Consider the following 17,412-nt stretch of genomic DNA (forward strand, 5'->3'; position numbering starts at 1 on the left):
CCCCGAGGTGCGGGATCACGCCCGGTGAACCCATTCGCACGCGACGAAGGCCCCGCCGCGCCGTCCGGCCACCCCTACCGTGCTCACCACCTGACGCGTGGGGAGCTCGACGATGAGACGGACCCGGCTCGGCCTGACCGCCGCCGCGGCGCTGGCCGCCCTGCTGCTGACGCCCGGCCCCGCGTGGGCGGGCGACGTCCAGCACGAGGAGTTCCGGCGCACGCCCACCGCCCCGTGGCAGGTGCGCGGGTTCGGCGGCGACCCCGTCGTCTCCACCCGGGGCGGCGCGACCACCATCGGCGAGCAGACGCTCGTCATGCTGCTCGAGCACGCCGACCCGGCGGAGTGGACGGGCTCCGCGAACCGCCTGACCGGCTGGGACGTCGACTTCCGGATGCGGCTGGGCGCCGACTCGACGAAGGGCTGCCTCGACGAGCAGACCGGGACCCCCGCGACGCTCCTGTGGGTCGGCGACACGACGGACCTCGTCCAGGTCGGGTTCGGCGCGGGCGAGCTGTGCCTGGTCCACCCGTACGAGGACCGCGAGGTCGTCCCGCTCAGCACGCACCGCTGGCACCGGTACCACCTCGAGGCCCGCGGCCAGCACCTGCGCCTCACGGTCGACGGCCGCACGGTCCTCGACCGCACGCTCACCGGGCGCGGCGCCGGCACCGTCGCGCTCGGCTTCGAGACGTACCAGGGCAGCTCGACCTGGGACTACCTGCGCTACGACACCTCCCCGGGCCACCCCTGCACGCTCCGCGGCACCGACGGCCCCGACGTCCTGGTCGGCACGCCCGGCGACGACGTCCTCTGCGCGGGTGCCGGCGACGACCGGGTGTCCGGGCTCGGCGGCGACGACGTCCTGACAGGCGGCGAGGGCGACGACGTGCTGCTCGGCGGCGACGGCCACGACCTGCTGCAGGGCGGCTGGGGCGCCGACGTGCTCGACGCCGGCGCCGACAGCGGCCGCTCCGAGGGCGGGCAGGGTGACGACCGGTTCGTCACCGGCCCGGCGCCGGACGGCGCGCACCAGCTGCTCGGCGGCCCGGGGCGGGACGTCGCGGACTACGGCGCGCGCACCGGACCGGTCACGGTCACGCTCGACGGCGTCGGTGGCGACGGGGCACCCGGCGAGGGCGACGCTGTGGGCGTCCCCGCACCGTGGAGCGCGTCGCCCGACATCGAGGAGGTCGTCGGAGGCCACGGGGACGACGTGCTGACCGGCGAGCGGTGGGACGAGACGCTCGTCGGCGGGCCCGGCGCCGACCTGCTGCGCGGCGCCGGAGGGTCGGACACGCTGCGCGGCACCGACGGCGTCGAGGGCAACGACCGGCTCGACGGCGGCGACGGCGCCGACACGTGCAGCGCCGACGCGCTCGACACGCTCACCTCGTGCAACGACCCCGACCCGCGCCCGACGTTCCCGGTGCCCACACCGTCGCCGTCCGGCTCCACGACCCCGTGGCCGTCCGGCTCCCCGTCCCCGGTCCCCGCACCGTCCCCGTCCGGCTCCCCGTCCCCGGTGCCGCCGGGCCCGTCGGCGCCCGCGGCGGCGGTCGAGCCCCGCGGGCTGCGGCCGACGCTCGCGTCGCCCGCCGGGCGGTAGACGTCGGGAGGGCCCGCGCGCGCCGGCCGCGGTGGGACCGTCCCCGTCGGCGCCGGCGGCGTCCGTCCGCGGCCGGGAGCTGCCCTCATCGCGGACGCCCGGGGCGGCGGTGCAGCCCGCCGGGTTGACTGACGCGATGGCGACCGCCGAGCCCCCGACGCCCCGCACCCCGGGCCCCGACCCGGCGACCCCGGGCGCCCCCGACGGCACCGCCCGGGCGCGGGCAGTGCCCGCTGCACCCGCCTACGCGCCGGGCCTCGCCGACGCGCCGGTCCGCCGCTCGCTGCTGCGCGACACCTCGGTGTCCGCGGTCGTCGCGGGCTTCGTCGCGGTCCTGGTCTCCTACACCGGGCCGTTCCTCATCGTGCTGCAGGCCGCCGACGGCGCCGGGCTCAGCGTCGCCGAGACGACGTCGTGGGTCTGGGCCATCTCGTTCGGCAGCGGCCTGACGTGCCTCGTGCTGAGCTGGGCGACGCGGGTGCCGGTGATCACCGCGTGGTCGACCCCGGGTGCGGCGCTGCTCGTGACCACGCTCGGCGGCTACCGGTTCTCGGACGCCGTCGGCGCCTACCTCGTCGCGGGCGCGGTCGCGACGGTCCTCGGCTTCTCGGGGCTGTTCGGCCGGCTCCTCGCGGTCGTCCCGCGGCAGGTCCTCTCCGCGATGCTCGCGGGCGTCCTGCTGCCGTTCGTGCTGGCTGCGGCGCTCGCGGTCGGCGCGTCCCCGCTCGTCGCCGGCGGGCTCGTGGCGGCGTTCCTCGTCGGGCGCCGTGTCGCGCCGCGGTACGCCGTGCTCGGCGGGCTCGTCGTGGGGGTCCTCCTCGCGGTCCTCACCGGTGAGCTCGGCAACCCGCACGTGACCCTGCGGATCGACGGCCCGCACCTCACCACGCCGACGTTCGACCTCGGCGCGGTCGTCGGCATCGGGCTGCCGCTGCTCGTCGTCACGATGGCCTCGCAGAACGCGCCCGGGCTGACGGTGCTGCGCAACGACGGCTACGACCCGGACGACCGCCTGCTCGTCGGCTCGACCGCGGCGGTCTGGACCGTGCTGGCGCCGTTCGGGGCGCACGGGATCAACCTCGCGGCGATCACGGCGGCCATCTGCACGGGCCGCGAGGCGCACCACGACCCGCGCCGGCGCTACGTCGCGGGCGTCTGGTGCGGCGTGTTCTACCTCGCGCTGAGCCTGGTCAGCAGCGGGCTCGTGGCGCTGTTCGTCGCGATCCCCGGCGACCTGGTCGCGGCGCTCGCGGGCGCGGCGCTGCTGGGGGCGCTGCTCGGGGCGACCAAGGACGCGTTCTCGGGGGACGGGCCGACGTCGGAGGCGGCGCTCGTGACGCTCGCCGTCACCGCCTCGGGCCTCACCGTGCTGACCGTCGCCTCGCCGTTCTGGGGGCTCGTCGCCGGCGGGTTCGCGTACGCGGTGCTGACGCTGGGCCGCCGCGCGCGGGCCGACCGCCGCGGGTCGGCCGAGCCGGGTCGCCAGCCGTGGCGCGCGGGGGCCGCGCGACGCAAGATCGTCCGCATGAGCACCCTCACCCCGGACGATTTGACCTACTCCGACGTCCCCCAGGAGAGCCGCTTCGAGGTGCGCACCCCCGAGGGCGCGCTCGTCGGGCTCGTCGGCTACCAGCGCCGCGGCGGCGCGCTCGTGATCACGCACACCGAGGTCGAGGACGCGGCGGCGGGGCACGGCGTCGGGTCGAGCCTCGCCCGGTTCGCCCTCGACCAGGCCCGCAGCGAGGGCGTGCCGGTCGTGCCGCTGTGCCCGTTCGTGCGCGAGTACGTCGAGCGGCACCCGGAGTACGCGGACCTCGTGCAGGAGCCGCCGCACCGCGCGGGCTGACGGACCCGCAGCGCGCCGGCGCGCCGCCCTCCCGGGGCGGGCACGACGACGCCCCGGCCACCGCCCCGCCGTCGGGCGAGGGGTGACCGGGGCGCCGGCGGGGCTCAGCCCAGCGCGTCCGAGACGACGTCCTTCGCCGCGACCTGCACCTCGGCGAGGTGCTCGGGGCTGCGGAACGACTCGGCGTAGATCTTGTAGACGTTCTCGGTGCCCGACGGGCGTGCGGCGAACCACGCGTTCTCCGTCGTCACCTTGAGCCCGCCGATCGACGCGCCGTTGCCGGGCGCCGCGGTCAGCCGCGCGGTGATGTCCTCGCCCGCGAGCGACGTCGCCGTGACCTGCTCGGGTGAGAGCTTCCCGAGCGTCGCCTTCTGCTCGAGCGTGGCCGGCGCGTCGACCCGCGCGTACCAGGACTCGCCGAACTCGGCGACGAGCTCCGCGTGGTGCTGCGACGGCGACCGCCCGGTCGTCGCGAGGATCTCCGAGGCGAGGAGCGCGAGGATGAGCCCGTCCTTGTCGGTGGTCCACACGCGCCCGTCGTGCCGCAGGAACGACGCCCCCGCGGACTCCTCACCGCCGAAGCCGACCGACCCGTCGAGCAGGCCCGGCACGAACCACTTGAAGCCCACCGGGACCTCGAGCAGGCGCCGGCCGAGCGACGCGGCGACCCGGTCGATCAGCGACGACGACACCAGGGTCTTGCCGATCGCCGCGTCGGGGTTCCAGCCCGGGCGCGCACCCGAGTAGAGGTAGCGGATCGCGACCGCGAGGTAGTGGTTCGGGTTCATCAGCCCGGCGTCCGGGGTGACGATGCCGTGCCGGTCGGCGTCGGCGTCGTTCCCGGTCGCGACGTCGAACGGCGCGGTGCCGGCGTCCGAGGCGGTCATCCGGTTGACGAGCGACGCCATCGCGTACGGCGACGAGCAGTCCATGCGGATCTTGCCGTCCCAGTCGAGCGTCATGAACGACCACTGCGGGTCGACGCGCGGGTTCACGACCGTGAGGTCGAGCCCGTACCGCTCGCCGATCGCGCCCCAGTACTCGACGGCCGCGCCACCGAGCGGGTCTGCGCCGATCCGCACGCCCGCCGAGCGGATCGCGTCGAGGTCGAGCACGTTCGCGAGGTCGTCGACGTACGCCGCCATGAAGTCGTGCGTGTGCGTCGTGTCCGCCTTGAGCGCGCGCTCGAGCGGGGTGCGGGCGACCTGGCCGACGCCGGAGCGCAGGATCTCGTTGGCGCGCGCCGCGATCCAGCCCGTCGCGTCCGAGTCGGCCGGCCCGCCGTGCGGGGGGTTGTACTTGAAGCCGCCGTCGCGCGGCGGGTTGTGCGACGGGGTCACGACGATGCCGTCCGCGAGCCCCGTGCCCTGCGAGGAGCCACCGTTCCCGGTCCGCACGCCCTCCGAGCTCGTCGCGCCGTTGTGCAGCAGGATCGCGTGCGAGACGGCCGGGGTCGGCGTGAAGGAGTCGCGCGCGTCGACGTGCACCTGGACGCCCGCGGCGGCGAGCACCTCGAGCGCGCTCTCCCACGCCGGGCGGGACAGCGCGTGCGTGTCACGGCCGATGTACAGGGGGCCGTCGGTGCCCTGCGAGCGGCGGTACTCGACGATCGCTGCGGTCGTCGCGACGATGTGCGCCTCGTTGAACGCCCCGTCGAGGCTCGACCCGCGGTGCCCGCTCGTGCCGAACACCACCTGCTGCGCGGGGTCGTCGAGGTCGGGCACGCAATCGTAGTACGCGCCGATCAGCGCGTCGACGTCGACGAGGTCGGAGGTCTGGGCCGGGGTTCCTGCGCGGGGATCCATGCCCCGATCCTGCCACCGGGTGAAGTGCCCGGCACAGGGGGGTCGCTGCTCGTGGCGCGGCCGGTCCGGTCGCACGTCGGTAGGCTCGCGCCATGGCCTCTGCATCTGTCCCGTTCGTGCTGCGCCCGTTCGAGGGTCTCCCCGGTGAGCCCGACTGGGTCGCGCTCAAGGAGGTCGTCCCCGCGGCGACCGCGACCGCCCGCACGACCGCCGAGCACGGCTCGCGCGAGGTGCTCGTCACGACCGTCCTGCCGATGGGCTGGCCCGCGCTGCACCGCGCCGACGGCGTCATCCTGCTCGCGCTGCAGACCACGAGCGGCTCGGGCGACGCGAGCCGTGACCTCGCCGCGCACCTGCTCGCCGCGATCGAGGTCGAGCCCGGCACCGCGGTGCAGCCCGGCGCCCTGCCCGGCCCGGGCCCGCGCCTGCAGGACGTGCTCGACCTGGGCGTCCCGTTCGAGGTCACCGTCCAGCCCAGCTTCTCCTACTGGCTCGCGCCGGGCACCGAGATGACGACCGACCTCCAGGGCGCGATCGAGGAGGCCGACGCCGGGATCGTCGAGACGGTCCGGCTCACGTCGGTCGACTCGGCGTACTGGGCGCGGCTCGGTTCGCGCGAGTTCCTGCGCTGGGCGCAGCCGCACGACGAGCAGCAGGTCCTCGACGCGCTCGCCCGTCTGCACGCGCGCCGCGAGTCCGGGTTCGACGACGCGAAGTTCGTCGGCTACTTCCGCTCGAGCGGGCTCGTCGTGCCCGTCTGGGAGCTCGCGCGCGGCACCGAGGCCGAGGAGCTCGAGAAGCCGGTCGCCGAGTTCGCGCCCCGCTTCGAGGCCGCCCTCGCCGACACCGCGCCGCTCGACGCGAACGCCCGCCGCGCCCGCGCCGGGCTCGTCGCCCGCCAGGTCACGCTGCGCTGACCAGCAGGTCCGTACCCTGGCGTGTGCCGCCCGGCCGCCCGCCCGCCCCGCGCGGGTGATTCGGCGGCGCGGGCGGCACACCCCGCGGCGGCTCGCTAGGCTGACGCCCGTGACCGGGACGCGCGGGGAAGCCATTGACCACGAGGCGCCCGTGACGACTCCCCGGGGCGAGCGGCCCGGCCCCGACGGCGTGGCGCGCGACCTGCCGCGCGGCGGCTCCACGACGGCAGCGACCCCGCCCGTCGCGAGGTCCGCCGGGACGGCGGGTGCCACCGGAGCGGCGCGCACCTCCGCCGACGGCGAGCCGTCCCGCAGCACGGCCCCGGGTCGTGCTCCCCGGGCGGGCGAGCCGCTCACGAGCCCCACCACGAAGGTCCCCGGCGCACGCTCGCGCCAGCGCGTCGCGGTCGTCATCCCGGCCAAGGACGAGGCCCGCCGCATCGCCGCGACGGTCCGCTCGGCGCGCGCGATCCCGCACGTCGACCTCGTCCTCGTCGTCGACGACGGCTCCGAGGACAACACCCAGCACGTCGCGCGCGAGGCCGGCGCGGTCGTCGTGCGCCACTCCCACAACCGGGGCAAGGCCGCCGCGATGGAGACGGGGGCCGCCGTCGTCGCGATGCGCGACGCCCCGGACCGCCCGCCGCGCCTCCTGCTCTTCATCGACGGCGACCTCGGCGACACCGCGGTCAACACCGCGCCCCTGGTCCCGCCGGTGCTCGAGCGCTCGGCCGACTTCTCGATCGCGCTGCTGCCGCCCCAGCCGGGTGCGGGCGGGCGCGGCATCGTCGTCGGGGCCGCACGCCGCGCGATCGCCGCCATGACCGGCTGGACGCCGACGCAGCCGCTGTCCGGGATGCGCTGCCTCACGCGCGAGGCGTTCGAGGCCGCGACGCCGCTCGCACGCGGGTGGGGCGTCGAGACCGGGATGACGATCGACCTGCTGCGGCAGGGCTTCGTCGCCGTCGAGGTCCCGTGCGACCTGCGGCACCGCCCCTCGGGCACCGACCTCAAGGGTCAGCTCCACCGGGCCGCGCAGTACCGGGACGTCCAGCTCGCCGTGAACGCCCGCCGCGTGCGGCGGGCCGCGGGCGCGGTGCGCTCGACCGTCAACCCCGGGCCGCGGCCCCCTCGGACGCACCGCTGAGGTCGTCCGGGCCGTCCTCGGCCCGGCTCGTGCCTCCCGGTGCAGCGACCGTGGTCCCGTCGCCGGGCCCGGCCGCGCCGCCCGGTCCAGCCGCGCCGCGCGCACCGGCCGCGTCGCCCGACCCGAGCCCGTCGCCACCGGGCGTGGCGGCCGGACCCCCGGGCGCCCCCGGCGACAGCGTGAGCATCCAGCTCGCGCACGCCGCCACGAGCAGCGGCACCGCGAGCGCGCCGCCCATAGCCGGGATGAGCACGCCCGAGTCGTTGAGCGCGAAGCCGATGCCGAGCGTCACCGCGAGCGCGACCAGCCCGGGTCGCAGCATCGGGGCGTCGGTCCCGAGGCGGGTCAGCGGCGCCCCCGACGACAGCCACCCGTAGGCGCCGCCGTCCGGTGCCCCGACGGCGGTGCGCACGGGGCGGCCGAGCACGAGCAGGAGCAGCAGCAGCCCGCCGGCCGCGAGCAGCGTGAGCTCGCTCCCGACGAGGTTGTCGAGGTTCTGCTGCAGCTTGCGGGTCACGACGGGCAGGAGCCCGCCGTCGAGCACGGTCGCGACGAACCGCCCGAGGTGCGTGCGGTCGTCCGGGGGGCGCAGCCAGTCGAGCACCGCGAACGACGTGACGGTGAGCGCGCCGGCGGCGAGCACCGCGAGCGAGCGCCACCACGTGAGGCGGACGCCGGCCGCGAGGAGCGCGAGGACCGCGAACCCGGGGACGAGCGCGGGCGGGCCGCCGAAGTCCGCGCCGATGCCGGGCAGCCCGTCGAGCACGGTCGCCGTGACGCCGACCACCGCGACGACGGCGGCGGCGAGGCGGCGGCGCCCGCGTGCGACGAGCGGGTTCGTGATCGCGACCGTCAGGAGGATGCTCGCGGCGGCGAACAGCGAGAAGGCCGTGTTGTTGAACCCGTAGAACCGGCCCGCGACCTGCGGCAGGACACCCATCGGGGCGGCGAGCTGCAGCCGGGCGCCGGTCGCGACGTCGACCGTGAGGACCAGCGCGGTGACCGCGGAGACGACGCCGAGCGGTCCGAGCGGCCAGCGACCCCAGCGCGGCAGCAGGGCGAGGCCGGTGAGGACGGTGATCCACGCGACGACGAGCCCGGCCAGCGCGTACGACGGGGCCGGCGCGCGCCACCACGGCGACAGGTTCGCGAGGAACGTCGCGACCGGGTAGGTGGCGACCGCGACCCCGGCGAGGCGCAGCTGGCGCAGGACCGTGGCGGGGCGGGTCGTCGCGGCGACGAGCCGGCGGCCGCGGCCGGGCCAGTGCCGGGCGACGGTGCGGCGCAGCCAGTCGAGCACGCGCCCGTTGAGCCCGACGGACACGAGCGCGTAGAGCACCAGGTTGATGCCGACGAGCACGAGGTACACCTGCCCCGTGAGCGGCTGCGTCGCGAGCGCGTGGCGGTTGGCGTCGATCAGCGCGCCGACGCGCTCGCTCGCGAGCGTGAGCCCGCCGGTGGTGACGATCGGGGAGCCGACGACGACACCGCTCGGCGCGACGTCGCTCAGCCCGAGCCCCGTGAGCAGCGTCGGTGTCACGTCGGTCGTCTGCACGTACCCGGGCTGGCGCGTCGAGCCGGAGACCAGGAACGCGTCGGCGTAGCGGCCGTCGCCGGTCACCACGGGCCCGGTCGCCGCAGCGAGCTGCAGCGACGCCTTGCGCCGGGAGTCCGCGAGCGAGACCACGAGCACGGTCGCGTCGGTGCGCGAGTCCTCGACCGCGTCGAGCACTGCGCGCACGCGGGCGTCGATCGCCTGCGCCTGCTCGCCGCGGGTCGGCTCGGTCACGGCGTCGGTGCCGAGCACCTCGTCGAGCGACGGGTCGCCCTCGGTGCCGGCGCCCTCGGCACCGTCGAGCGCGGGGTCGCTCGCGGGCCGGGTCCGGGTGGCGTAGCCGGGGTCGCGCACCGAGCCGACGTCGACGACCAGCAGGTCCGCGGTCTCGAGGGCGCCCTCGGCGCGGCGCTCGAGGTCGTCCGGGTCGACGGGGGAGGCGAGGTGCTCGCCGACGGGCACGCCGTCGGACCCCGCGAGCGCGAGGGCGGCGCCGGGGCCGATGCCGACGGCCTGCGCGCCGCCCTTCACGAGGGTGTCGCCGAGCATCCCGAGCTGCGCGTCGTACGACGCGAGCTCCGCCGACTCGACGTAGTCCGCCCAGCCGGGGACGGCCGAACCGGGCAGGGGCTCGCGCAGGCGCCGGCACGTGCCGTCCTCGACGAGCAGGTCGCCCGCGCGGTTGCCCGCGGACACCGCGAGCCAGCCGTCCGCGGGGCACGCGGACGTGCGGATGCTGCGCACGGCGACCGTCCCGACGGCGCCCTCGCGCGAGAGGGTCCAGAGCGCCGGGGTCGTGAGCGAGCCGAGGTCGTCCCAGCGCAGCCCCGTCGTCCCGACGAGGACGACCGGCGGCGCGTCCTCGCGGACGGCGACGGGTGCGGCCGCCGGGACCACGGCGGGTGCGTCGGCGGGGACGGCGGTGGTCGCACCGGCCGCGGCGGCGAGGCCGAGCGCCGGGGCCACCGTCAGCACCGCGGCCAGGACCCCGACGAGGGCCCGGCCGGCGGCCCACCTCCGGCCGGTGCGCGGGGCACGCGCCGGCAGGGTCGGGCGCACGTCGAGGGGGAGGGGCACCGGTCCAGCCTACGGTCGCACTAGGCTCGTCGGGCCGGTGGCCCTGCCGTCGCCCCACGACCGCCCGGGACGTCCACGACCACCCCCCACGCGTGCACGGGACGTCCACGTCCGCTCCGCACGCGCGGGCGTGCACCGGCGCCCCGACCGACAGCCGAGCACCACGGAGGACCCCGCATGGCCGCCCTGCGCTACGCCTATCTCGGCCCCGCCGGGACGTTCACCGAGGCCGCGCTGCGTCAGGTCGTGAGCCCCGACGAGGCGCAGTACCTGCCGCAGGCCGACGTGGTCTCGGCGATCGAGGCGGTGCGCACCGGGTCCGCGGACCGGGCGGTCGTGGCGATCGAGAGCACCGCCGAGGGCGGCGTGACCGCGACGCTCGACGCGCTCGCGGTCGGCTCGCCGCTCGTGCTGCTGCGCGAGGTCCTCGTGCCCGTGGGGTTCACGCTCGCCGCCGGGCCGGGCGTCACGCTGGACGGGGTGCGCCGCCTGAGCGCGCACCCGCACGCGTGGGCGCTGTGCCGGCGCTGGCTCGCGGAGAACCTGCCCGACGTCGTGCACGTGCCCGCGACGTCGAACACGGCTCCGGCCTCGCTCATCGCCGAGCAGGTCGCGACCGGGCGCCCCGTCAGCGGACCCGACGGCCCGGGGTTCGACGCGGCGCTCGTCCCGCCGCCCGCGGTCCAGCACTACGGCCTGCACACCCTCGCCGCGGACGTCGCCGACCACGACAACGCCGTGACGCGCTTCGTCGTGATCGGCCGCCCGGGCGAGGTCCCGCCGCCGACGGGCGCCGACAAGACGACGATCGTCGTGCACCTGCCGAGCAACGAGGCCGGCGCCCTGCTCACGATGCTCGAGCAGCTCGCGGTGCGCGGCGTGAACCTCTCGCGCATCGAGTCCCGCCCCATCGGCGACGAGCTCGGCCGCTACTCGTTCTCGATGGACGCCGAGGGGCACATCGCGGAGGAGCGCATGGGCGAGGCGCTCATGGGGCTGCACCGGGTGTGCCCGCACGTGCGGTTCCTCGGCTCGTACCCGCGGGCCGACGGCGTCCCGGCCGACGTCCACACCGGGACCGCAGACGGGGACTTCCGCGACGCGCGCGGGTGGCTCGCGACGCTCCGGCGCGGCGAGGTCGTCTGACGCGGGGCAGTCCCCGGTCCCGGGCCGGCCGGCTCCCGGCGCGCGGCCGGCCGGCGAGCCGCCCCCGGAACCGTCAGAGGCTCGGGACCCGCACCACGAGCGCGCCCTTGTCGACGCGCGCGGTGATCTCGAGCGCGCGGCCCACGAGGTCGCCGTCGACCTGCACGTGCTCGCCGCCCGAGACGCGCACCTTGATCTTGCGCGCCCGCGCGTGGTCGATGCGCCCGATCTTGTTGGGCAGGTCGGTCTTGACCCCGACGCCCTGCAGCGCGACCTCGCCGAGCAGCTGCGCCCAGCCGGCGACCCCGGCGCGGGTGTCGATCGCGGCGATGTCGAGCCAGCCGTCGTCGAGCACCGCGTCGGGCAGCAGGGTGATGCCGCCGGGGAGCTTGCCGCAGTTGCCGATGAGCAGGCTGCGCAGCCGCACCGGGGTGGGCTGGTGGTCGTCGAGGCGGACCATCGTGCGCAGGCGGCGGCCGTGCAGGTGCTTGATGCCGGACACGAAGTAGGCCATCCAGCCGACGCGCGCCTTGAGGTTGTCGTCGGTGTCGGCGACCATCGCGGCGTCGAACCCGAGCCCGGCGATCACGAGGAAGATGTGGTCCTGGTCGGCCGGCGCCTCGGGCGTCGTCTCCGAGGTCGTGTCGATCGGCTCGTGCTTCGGGGTGCCGGGGGGCGCGGGCGGGTCCTCGACGCCCTCGCCCTCGGGCGCGAACTTCGTGATCCGCAGCCAGCCCACGTCGATCGTCTTGTCCTGCCCCGCGAGCGCGATGCGCAGGGCCTCGGGGGCGTCGGTCACGGGGATGTCGAGGTTGCGCGCGAGCAGGTTCCCGGTGCCGGACGGCAGGAGGGCCATCGGCACCCCGGTGCCGACGAGCCCCTCGGCGACCGCGCGGACCGTGCCGTCGCCGCCGACCGCGACGACGACCTTGGCGCCGCGCTCGACGGCCTCGCGGGTCTGCCCGACGCCCGGGTCCTCGACGCTCGTCTCGATCCACAGCGGCTCGGGGTACCCGCGCTCGGTGACCGCGCGCACGACGCCGTCGCGCAGGGCGGCCACGTCGGGCTTCGACGGGTTCGCCACGAACGCGACGAGCGGTCGCTGCGCCTCCGCGGCCTCGGCGACCTCGCGGGTCTCGGCGCGTGCGGTCTCGACGCTCGCCTGCACGTCCCGCTGCCTCCGGCGCAGCGAGAGCCCGAGCCCGAGCGAGACCGTCGCGATCAGTGCGGCCGCGAGCGCGAGCCAGCCCTCCCATGTCATGCGGTCAACCTAGGGGCAGGTGCGCCGGCGCGCGCGCGGCGGCGCACCTTCGAGGCGCAGGTCACGTCCCGAAGGTGCGGTCGGGGCTGCCGCGCCGACGACCCGTCCGTTATGCCCGTGACGCAGTCGTCGGACCTCTCGATACGCTCGGACGGTGATCGACCTTCGACTCCTGCGGGAGGACCCCGAGCTCGTCCGTGCCAGCCAGCGTGCGCGCGGCGACGACCCCGACCTCGTCGACCGGGTGCTCGAGACGGACTCCCGGCGCCGGGCGGCCCTCACCGAGTTCGAGCAGCTGCGCGCCGAGCAGAAGCAGCACGGCAAGAAGGTCGCGGCCGCGCAGGGCGACGAGAAGGCCGAGCTCCTCGCGCACGCCAAGGCGCTCTCGGAGCGCGTCAAGGCGCTCCAGGCGGAGGCCGACGAGGCGGAGCGGGTCGCCACGGACCTCGCCCGCAGCATCGGCAACGTGATCGAGGACGGCGTCCCGCCCGGCGGCGAGGCCGACTACGTGGTGCTGCGGCACGAGGGGAGCCCGCGGGACTTCGCCGCCGAGGGCTTCACGCCGCGCGACCACCTCGACCTCGGGGAGCGGCTCGCGGCGATCGACACCGAGCGCGGCGCCAAGGTCTCGGGCGCCCGGTTCTACTACCTCACGGGGATCGGGGCGCGGCTCGAGCTCGCGCTGCTCAACGCGGCCGTCGACCTGGCTCTCGGTGCGGGGTTCACGCCCGTCATCACCCCGACGCTGGTCAAGCCGGAGGTCATGGCCGGCACCGGGTTCCTCGGTGCGCACGCCGACGAGGTCTACCGGCTCGAGGCCGACGACCTGTACCTCGTGGGCACCAGCGAGGTCGCGCTCGCCGGGTACCACTCGGGCGAGATCCTCGACCTGACCGCGGGGCCCAAGCGGTACGCGGGCTGGTCGGCCTGCTACCGCCGCGAGGCCGGCTCGTACGGCAAGGACACCCGCGGCATCATCCGCGTGCACCAGTTCCACAAGGTCGAGGCGTTCAGCTGGACCACGGTCGAGGACGCCGCCGACGAGCACCGGCGCATCCTCGGCTGGGAGGAGCAGATGCTCGCCCTCGCCGAGCTGCCGTACCGGGTCATCGACACCGCGGCGGGCGACCTCGGGTCGAGCGCCGCCCGCAAGTTCGACTGCGAGGCGTGGCTGCCCACGCAGGAGCGCTGGCTCGAGCTCACGTCGACCTCGAACTGCACGACGTTCCAGGCCCGGCGCCTGGGCGTCCGCGAGCGCACCGCGGGCGGCGAGGTCCGGCCCGTGGCGACGCTCAACGGCACGCTCGCGACGACCCGCTGGATCGTCGCGATCCTGGAGAACCACCAACAGCCCGACGGCTCGGTGCGCGTCCCCGCGGGGCTGCGCCCGTACCTCGGCGGGCTCGAGACCCTGGAGCCGGTGCGATGAGCCACACCCGCAGCGTGGCGAGCAGCCTCGTCGCCCTCGACGTCGACGGGACCCTGATGTCCTACGCGGGCGTCATCTCGCCCGAGGTGCGCGAGGCCGTGCACGCGCTGCGGGACGCGGGTGCGCACGTCGTGCTCGCGACCGGGCGCTCGGCGATCTCGGCGGTGCCCGTCGCGCAGGACCTCGGCCTCGACACGGGCTGGGTGATCGCGTCGAACGGCGCCGTCACGCTGCGGCTCGACCCGTCGCTCGGCGCCGGGTACGAGGTGACCGAGGTCATCCGCTTCGACCCCGAGCCCGTGCTGCGGGTGCTCCGGCTCGAGATGCCCGACGCGCTGTACGCGGTCGAGGACGTCGGCACCGGGTTCCGCGTCAGCGCGCCGTTCCCCGCCGAGGAGCTCCAGGGCGAGCACCGCGTGGTGTCGTTCGAGGAGCTGTGCAGCGAGCCGGTGACCCGCGTCGTCATGCGCGACCCGCACGGCACGCCGCAGGAGTTCCACGCCCTCGTCGAGCGGGTCGGCCTGCACGAGGTGTCGTACGCGGTGGGCTGGTCGGCGTGGCTCGACCTGTCGCCGGGCGGGGTGTCCAAGGGCACGGCGCTCGAGGAGCTGCGGCGGGCGCTCGGCGTCGAGCCGTTCGCGACCGTGGCGATCGGCGACGGCAACAACGACCTCGAGATGCTGCGCTGGGCCGCACGGGGCGTCGCGATGGGGCACGCCGCGGACGCCGTCCGGGCCGCCGCCGACGAGGTGACCGGCACGATCGACGACGACGGCGCGCTCGAGGTGCTGCGGAGCCTGCTCGCCTGACGAGCCGTCGTCGGCCGCCGGGGTGGACAATCCCTGACATGGCGCACGGCATCGAGGACGTGGCCCGGGTCGCCGGGGTCTCCACGGCGACCGTGTCGCGCGCGCTGCGCGGGATCCCGGGCGTCGCCCCCGCGACCCGCGACCACGTGCTGGCGGTCGCCCACGAGCTCGGGTACGTCGCGTCGCCGACGGCCGCGAGCCTCGCGACGGGCCGCACCCGCACGGTCGGGATCATCTCGCCGTGGGTCAACCACTGGTTCCACGCCGAGGTCATCGAGGGCGCCGAGCAGGCGCTGCGGGAGCACGGGTACGACGCGCTGCTGCACACGTTCGACATGGAGCGCGAGCGGCCGCGGCGCCGGCTCGACCCGGGGGCGCTGCGCCGCCGGGTCGACGGCGTGATCGTCGTCGGCGGCCCGCTCGTGCCCGACGAGGTGCGGGTCGTCGAGGACCTCGGGGTGCCCGTGGTGTTCGTCGGCTCGGGTGCACCGGGGCACGTGGTCGTGCGCCTCGACGACGCGCGCACGGCCCGGGCCGCGACGCAGCACCTGCTCGACCTCGGGCACCGCGTCGTCGGGCACGTCACGGGCGCGGTGGTCGACGACGGGCCGTCGGCGCCGTCGTGGTGGCGCCGTGCGGGGTGGGCGGGTGCGCTCGCGGACGTGGGCCTGCCGGTGGAACCGGACCTCCAGGTCGACGGGCGCTACGACGTGGACGGCGGCCGGGCGTCGACGCACGTGCTGCTCGACCGGCGCCCCGACGTGACGGCGGTCTTCGCGGCGTCCGACGAGATGGCGATGGGTGTCGTGCTCGCGGCGCGCGACCGCGGTCTGCGCGTGCCCGAGGACCTGTCGGTCGTCGGTGTCGACGGGCACGCGCTCGGCGAGCTCGTCGGCCTCACGACGATGGTCCAGCCCGCGGTGCAGCAGGGCGGCGCGGCGGCGCGCGTGCTGCTCGACCGGGTCTCGGGGGAGCCGCTGCCGCCGGGGGACATGGTGTTCGGCACGGAGCTGCTCGTGCGCTCGTCGACCGCCGCCCCGCGCGTCGGGATCCTCGCCCGTGCCGAAAGGTTGAGTGCCGGGCGGTGAGGAGCTGGTGAGCACCCGGTGGGCGGCCGGTGCACCCGGGCGAGTCGTCCGGTTCGTGACGCAATCGTGACCCGTTGATCTGGGGTTTCGGCTTGCGGCAAGGGAATGTAAACGCTTGCATCATCAGCAAGGTTGCGGGCGCCGAGGACGCACGTCGGTGCGGGCCGCCCGTGACGCACAACGACGTGGAGGTCAGATGAACGGCATGCGCAGGCGCCGCGGGACCGCGGCAGTGGCAGCGGGGGCGGGCCTCACCCTCCTCCTGGCGGCGTGCTCGGGCGGTGACGACGGCGCGAGCCCCGAGGCGAGCGCGAGCGACACCGACTGCAGCGCCTACGAGCAGTACGGCGACCTCTCCGGCAAGACGGTCTCCGTCTACACCTCGATCGTCGACCCCGAGTCGGAGGAGCAGATCAACTCCTACCAGCCGTTCGTCGACTGCACCGGCGTCGAGATCGCCTACGAGGGCTCGCGCGAGTTCGAGGCGCAGCTGCCCGTGCGGCTCACCGCCGGCAACCCGCCGGACATCGCGTACGTCCCGCAGCCCGGCTTCCTCAAGTCGCTCGTCGCGGACTTCCCGGACCAGGTCGTCGCGGCGCCCGAGGACGTCATCGCGAACGCGAACGAGTTCTACACCCCGGAGTGGGTCAACTACGGGACCGTCGACGGGACGCTCTACGCGACCCCGCTCGGCGCGAACGTGAAGTCGTTCGTCTGGTACTCGCCCTCCGCGTTCGAGGACGCCGGCTACGAGATCCCGACGACCTGGGGCGAGCTCATGGACCTGAGCCAGCAGATCGTCGACGACGGCAACGGCATCCCGTGGTGCGCCGGCATCGAGTCCGGTGACGCCACCGGCTGGCCGGCCACCGACTGGCTCGAGGACGTCGTGCTCCGCACCGCCGGCGCCGACGTGTACGACCAGTGGGTCAACCACGAGATCCCGTTCGACGACCCGCAGATCGTCGAGGCGCTCGGCACGGTCGGGGAGATCCTCAAGAACGACGAGTACGTCAACGGCGGTCTCGGCAACGTCCAGTCGATCGCGACGGCGGCGTGGAACGAGTCCGGCAACGGCATCCCCGACGGCACGTGCTGGATGCACCGCGCCGCGAACTTCTACCAGGCCAACTGGGACGAGAGCCTCGAGGTCGCCGAGGACGGTGACGTCTACGCGTTCTACCTGCCCGGCGTGTCCGAGGACGACAAGCCGCTGCTCGGCGCCGGCGAGTTCGTGACGGCGTTCAGCGACCGTCCCGAGGTCGCGGCGTTCCAGGCGTTCCTGTCGAGCCCCGAGTGGGCCAACTCCAAGGCCAGCGTCACCGCGCAGGGCTGGTTCTCGGCGAACAACGGCCTCGACCCGGAGCTCATCAAGTCCCCGATCGACAAGCTGGCGTTCGAGCTCCTCACGAGCGACGAGTACACGTTCCGCTTCGACGGCTCCGACCAGATGCCGGGTGCCGTCGGCACCGGGTCGTTCTGGACGGAGATGACGGCGTGGGTCGCCAACGACAAGTCCGACGAGGACGTGCTGTCCGCGATCGAGGCCTCCTGGCCGACCTCGTGACCGTCGCCTCCTAGGTCCGCCCGGACCGCGGAGGCCACGCACCAGGCCGCGGGGGGGGGGCCCCCCCCCGGGAGCCAGCCCCCGCACGCCCACCGACCCGCCGTGTCCGCCGCCGTTGGTGGTTCGGAGGGGAGGGAGGGAGGAAACGCTGGGGTT

12 protein-coding genes are annotated in these 17,412 nt (G+C 75.7%); 9 read left to right on the top strand and 3 right to left on the bottom strand.

Going from position 1 to position 17,412, the window contains the following annotated elements; translation table 11 throughout:
* Nucleotides 1–112 precede the first annotated feature (112 nt).
* Both ACWFNE_RS13655 and ACWFNE_RS13660 read left to right on the top strand, forming a co-directional pair.
* Entirely contained in the window at nucleotides 113–1,609 is a 1,497-nt protein-coding gene (locus ACWFNE_RS13655; RefSeq protein WP_452122978.1) for a calcium-binding protein, read from the top strand.
* A gap of 136 nt (nucleotides 1,610–1,745) precedes the next feature.
* Entirely contained in the window at nucleotides 1,746–3,455 is a 1,710-nt protein-coding gene (locus tag ACWFNE_RS13660) for a benzoate/H(+) symporter BenE family transporter (protein WP_452122979.1), read from the top strand.
* A 104-nt stretch (nucleotides 3,456–3,559) separates the two neighbouring features.
* Here the strand turns inward: ACWFNE_RS13660 and pgm are convergent, their stop codons facing one another.
* Nucleotides 3,560–5,260, bottom strand: a complete 1,701-nt coding sequence (pgm, locus tag ACWFNE_RS13665; protein WP_452122980.1) for a phosphoglucomutase (alpha-D-glucose-1,6-bisphosphate-dependent) — start codon at nucleotides 5,258–5,260, stop codon at nucleotides 3,560–3,562.
* Between the two features lie 92 nt (nucleotides 5,261–5,352).
* On the opposite strand from pgm, the gene ACWFNE_RS13670 reads away from it, so the two are divergent.
* Nucleotides 5,353–6,177: a DUF5926 family protein gene (locus ACWFNE_RS13670; protein WP_452122981.1), complete on the top strand. Its 825-nt coding sequence runs from the start codon at nucleotides 5,353–5,355 to the stop codon at nucleotides 6,175–6,177.
* Nucleotides 6,178–6,589: 412 nt separating this feature from the next.
* Nucleotides 6,590–7,324, top strand: coding sequence for a glycosyltransferase family 2 protein (locus ACWFNE_RS13675; protein WP_452123122.1), 735 nt, complete (start codon nucleotides 6,590–6,592; stop codon nucleotides 7,322–7,324).
* On the opposite strand, the gene ACWFNE_RS13680 is transcribed toward ACWFNE_RS13675, so the two are convergent.
* The gene (locus ACWFNE_RS13680; protein ID WP_452122982.1) at nucleotides 7,287–9,956 is read right to left on the bottom strand and encodes a hypothetical protein; all 2,670 of its coding nucleotides are present in this window, start codon (nucleotides 9,954–9,956) and stop codon (nucleotides 7,287–7,289) included. The genes ACWFNE_RS13675 and ACWFNE_RS13680 overlap by 38 nt on opposite strands.
* A gap of 177 nt (nucleotides 9,957–10,133) precedes the next feature.
* On the opposite strand from ACWFNE_RS13680, the gene pheA reads away from it, so the two are divergent.
* A complete protein-coding gene (pheA, locus tag ACWFNE_RS13685; RefSeq protein ID WP_452122983.1) occupies nucleotides 10,134–11,102 on the top strand; it encodes a prephenate dehydratase in 969 nt (322 codons plus the stop codon).
* A 73-nt stretch (nucleotides 11,103–11,175) separates the two neighbouring features.
* On the opposite strand, the gene ACWFNE_RS13690 is transcribed toward pheA, so the two are convergent.
* Nucleotides 11,176–12,363 (bottom strand): diacylglycerol/lipid kinase family protein, encoded by a 1,188-nt coding sequence (locus ACWFNE_RS13690; protein WP_452122984.1) that lies wholly within the window; start codon nucleotides 12,361–12,363, stop codon nucleotides 11,176–11,178.
* 154 nt (nucleotides 12,364–12,517) lie between these two features.
* Here ACWFNE_RS13690 and serS point away from each other — a divergent pair, with 154 nt between their 5' ends.
* From serS to ACWFNE_RS13710, 4 genes are all read left to right on the top strand, one after another.
* Nucleotides 12,518–13,792, top strand: coding sequence for a serine--tRNA ligase (gene serS / locus ACWFNE_RS13695; RefSeq protein ID WP_452122985.1), 1,275 nt, complete (start codon nucleotides 12,518–12,520; stop codon nucleotides 13,790–13,792).
* Entirely contained in the window at nucleotides 13,789–14,601 is an 813-nt protein-coding gene (locus tag ACWFNE_RS13700) for an HAD family hydrolase (protein WP_452122986.1), read from the top strand. The genes serS and ACWFNE_RS13700 overlap by 4 nt, the downstream gene beginning before the upstream one ends.
* Before the next feature lie 38 nt (nucleotides 14,602–14,639).
* Complete coding sequence (locus tag ACWFNE_RS13705) at nucleotides 14,640–15,689, top strand: LacI family DNA-binding transcriptional regulator (RefSeq protein WP_452122987.1); 1,050 nt, start codon at nucleotides 14,640–14,642, stop codon at nucleotides 15,687–15,689.
* Nucleotides 15,690–15,885: 196 nt separating this feature from the next.
* Nucleotides 15,886–17,256, top strand: a complete 1,371-nt coding sequence (locus ACWFNE_RS13710) for an ABC transporter substrate-binding protein (protein WP_452122988.1) — start codon at nucleotides 15,886–15,888, stop codon at nucleotides 17,254–17,256.
* Nucleotides 17,257–17,412 lie beyond the last annotated feature (156 nt).

It is taken from the genome of Cellulomonas sp. NPDC055163, assembly GCF_053607065.1.

Coding starts and splice junctions, on each gene's coding strand:
- ACWFNE_RS13655 (WP_452122978.1), top strand. CDS start 113: ATGAGACGGACCCGGCTCGGCCTGACCGCCGCCGCGGCGCTGGCCGCC.
- ACWFNE_RS13660 (WP_452122979.1), top strand. CDS start 1,746: ATGGCGACCGCCGAGCCCCCGACGCCCCGCACCCCGGGCCCCGACCCG.
- pgm (WP_452122980.1), bottom strand. CDS start 5,260: ATGGATCCCCGCGCAGGAACCCCGGCCCAGACCTCCGACCTCGTCGAC.
- ACWFNE_RS13670 (WP_452122981.1), top strand. CDS start 5,353: ATGGCCTCTGCATCTGTCCCGTTCGTGCTGCGCCCGTTCGAGGGTCTC.
- pheA (WP_452122983.1), top strand. CDS start 10,134: ATGGCCGCCCTGCGCTACGCCTATCTCGGCCCCGCCGGGACGTTCACC.
- ACWFNE_RS13690 (WP_452122984.1), bottom strand. CDS start 12,363: ATGACATGGGAGGGCTGGCTCGCGCTCGCGGCCGCACTGATCGCGACG.
- ACWFNE_RS13700 (WP_452122986.1), top strand. CDS start 13,789: ATGAGCCACACCCGCAGCGTGGCGAGCAGCCTCGTCGCCCTCGACGTC.
- ACWFNE_RS13705 (WP_452122987.1), top strand. CDS start 14,640: ATGGCGCACGGCATCGAGGACGTGGCCCGGGTCGCCGGGGTCTCCACG.
- ACWFNE_RS13710 (WP_452122988.1), top strand. CDS start 15,886: ATGAACGGCATGCGCAGGCGCCGCGGGACCGCGGCAGTGGCAGCGGGG.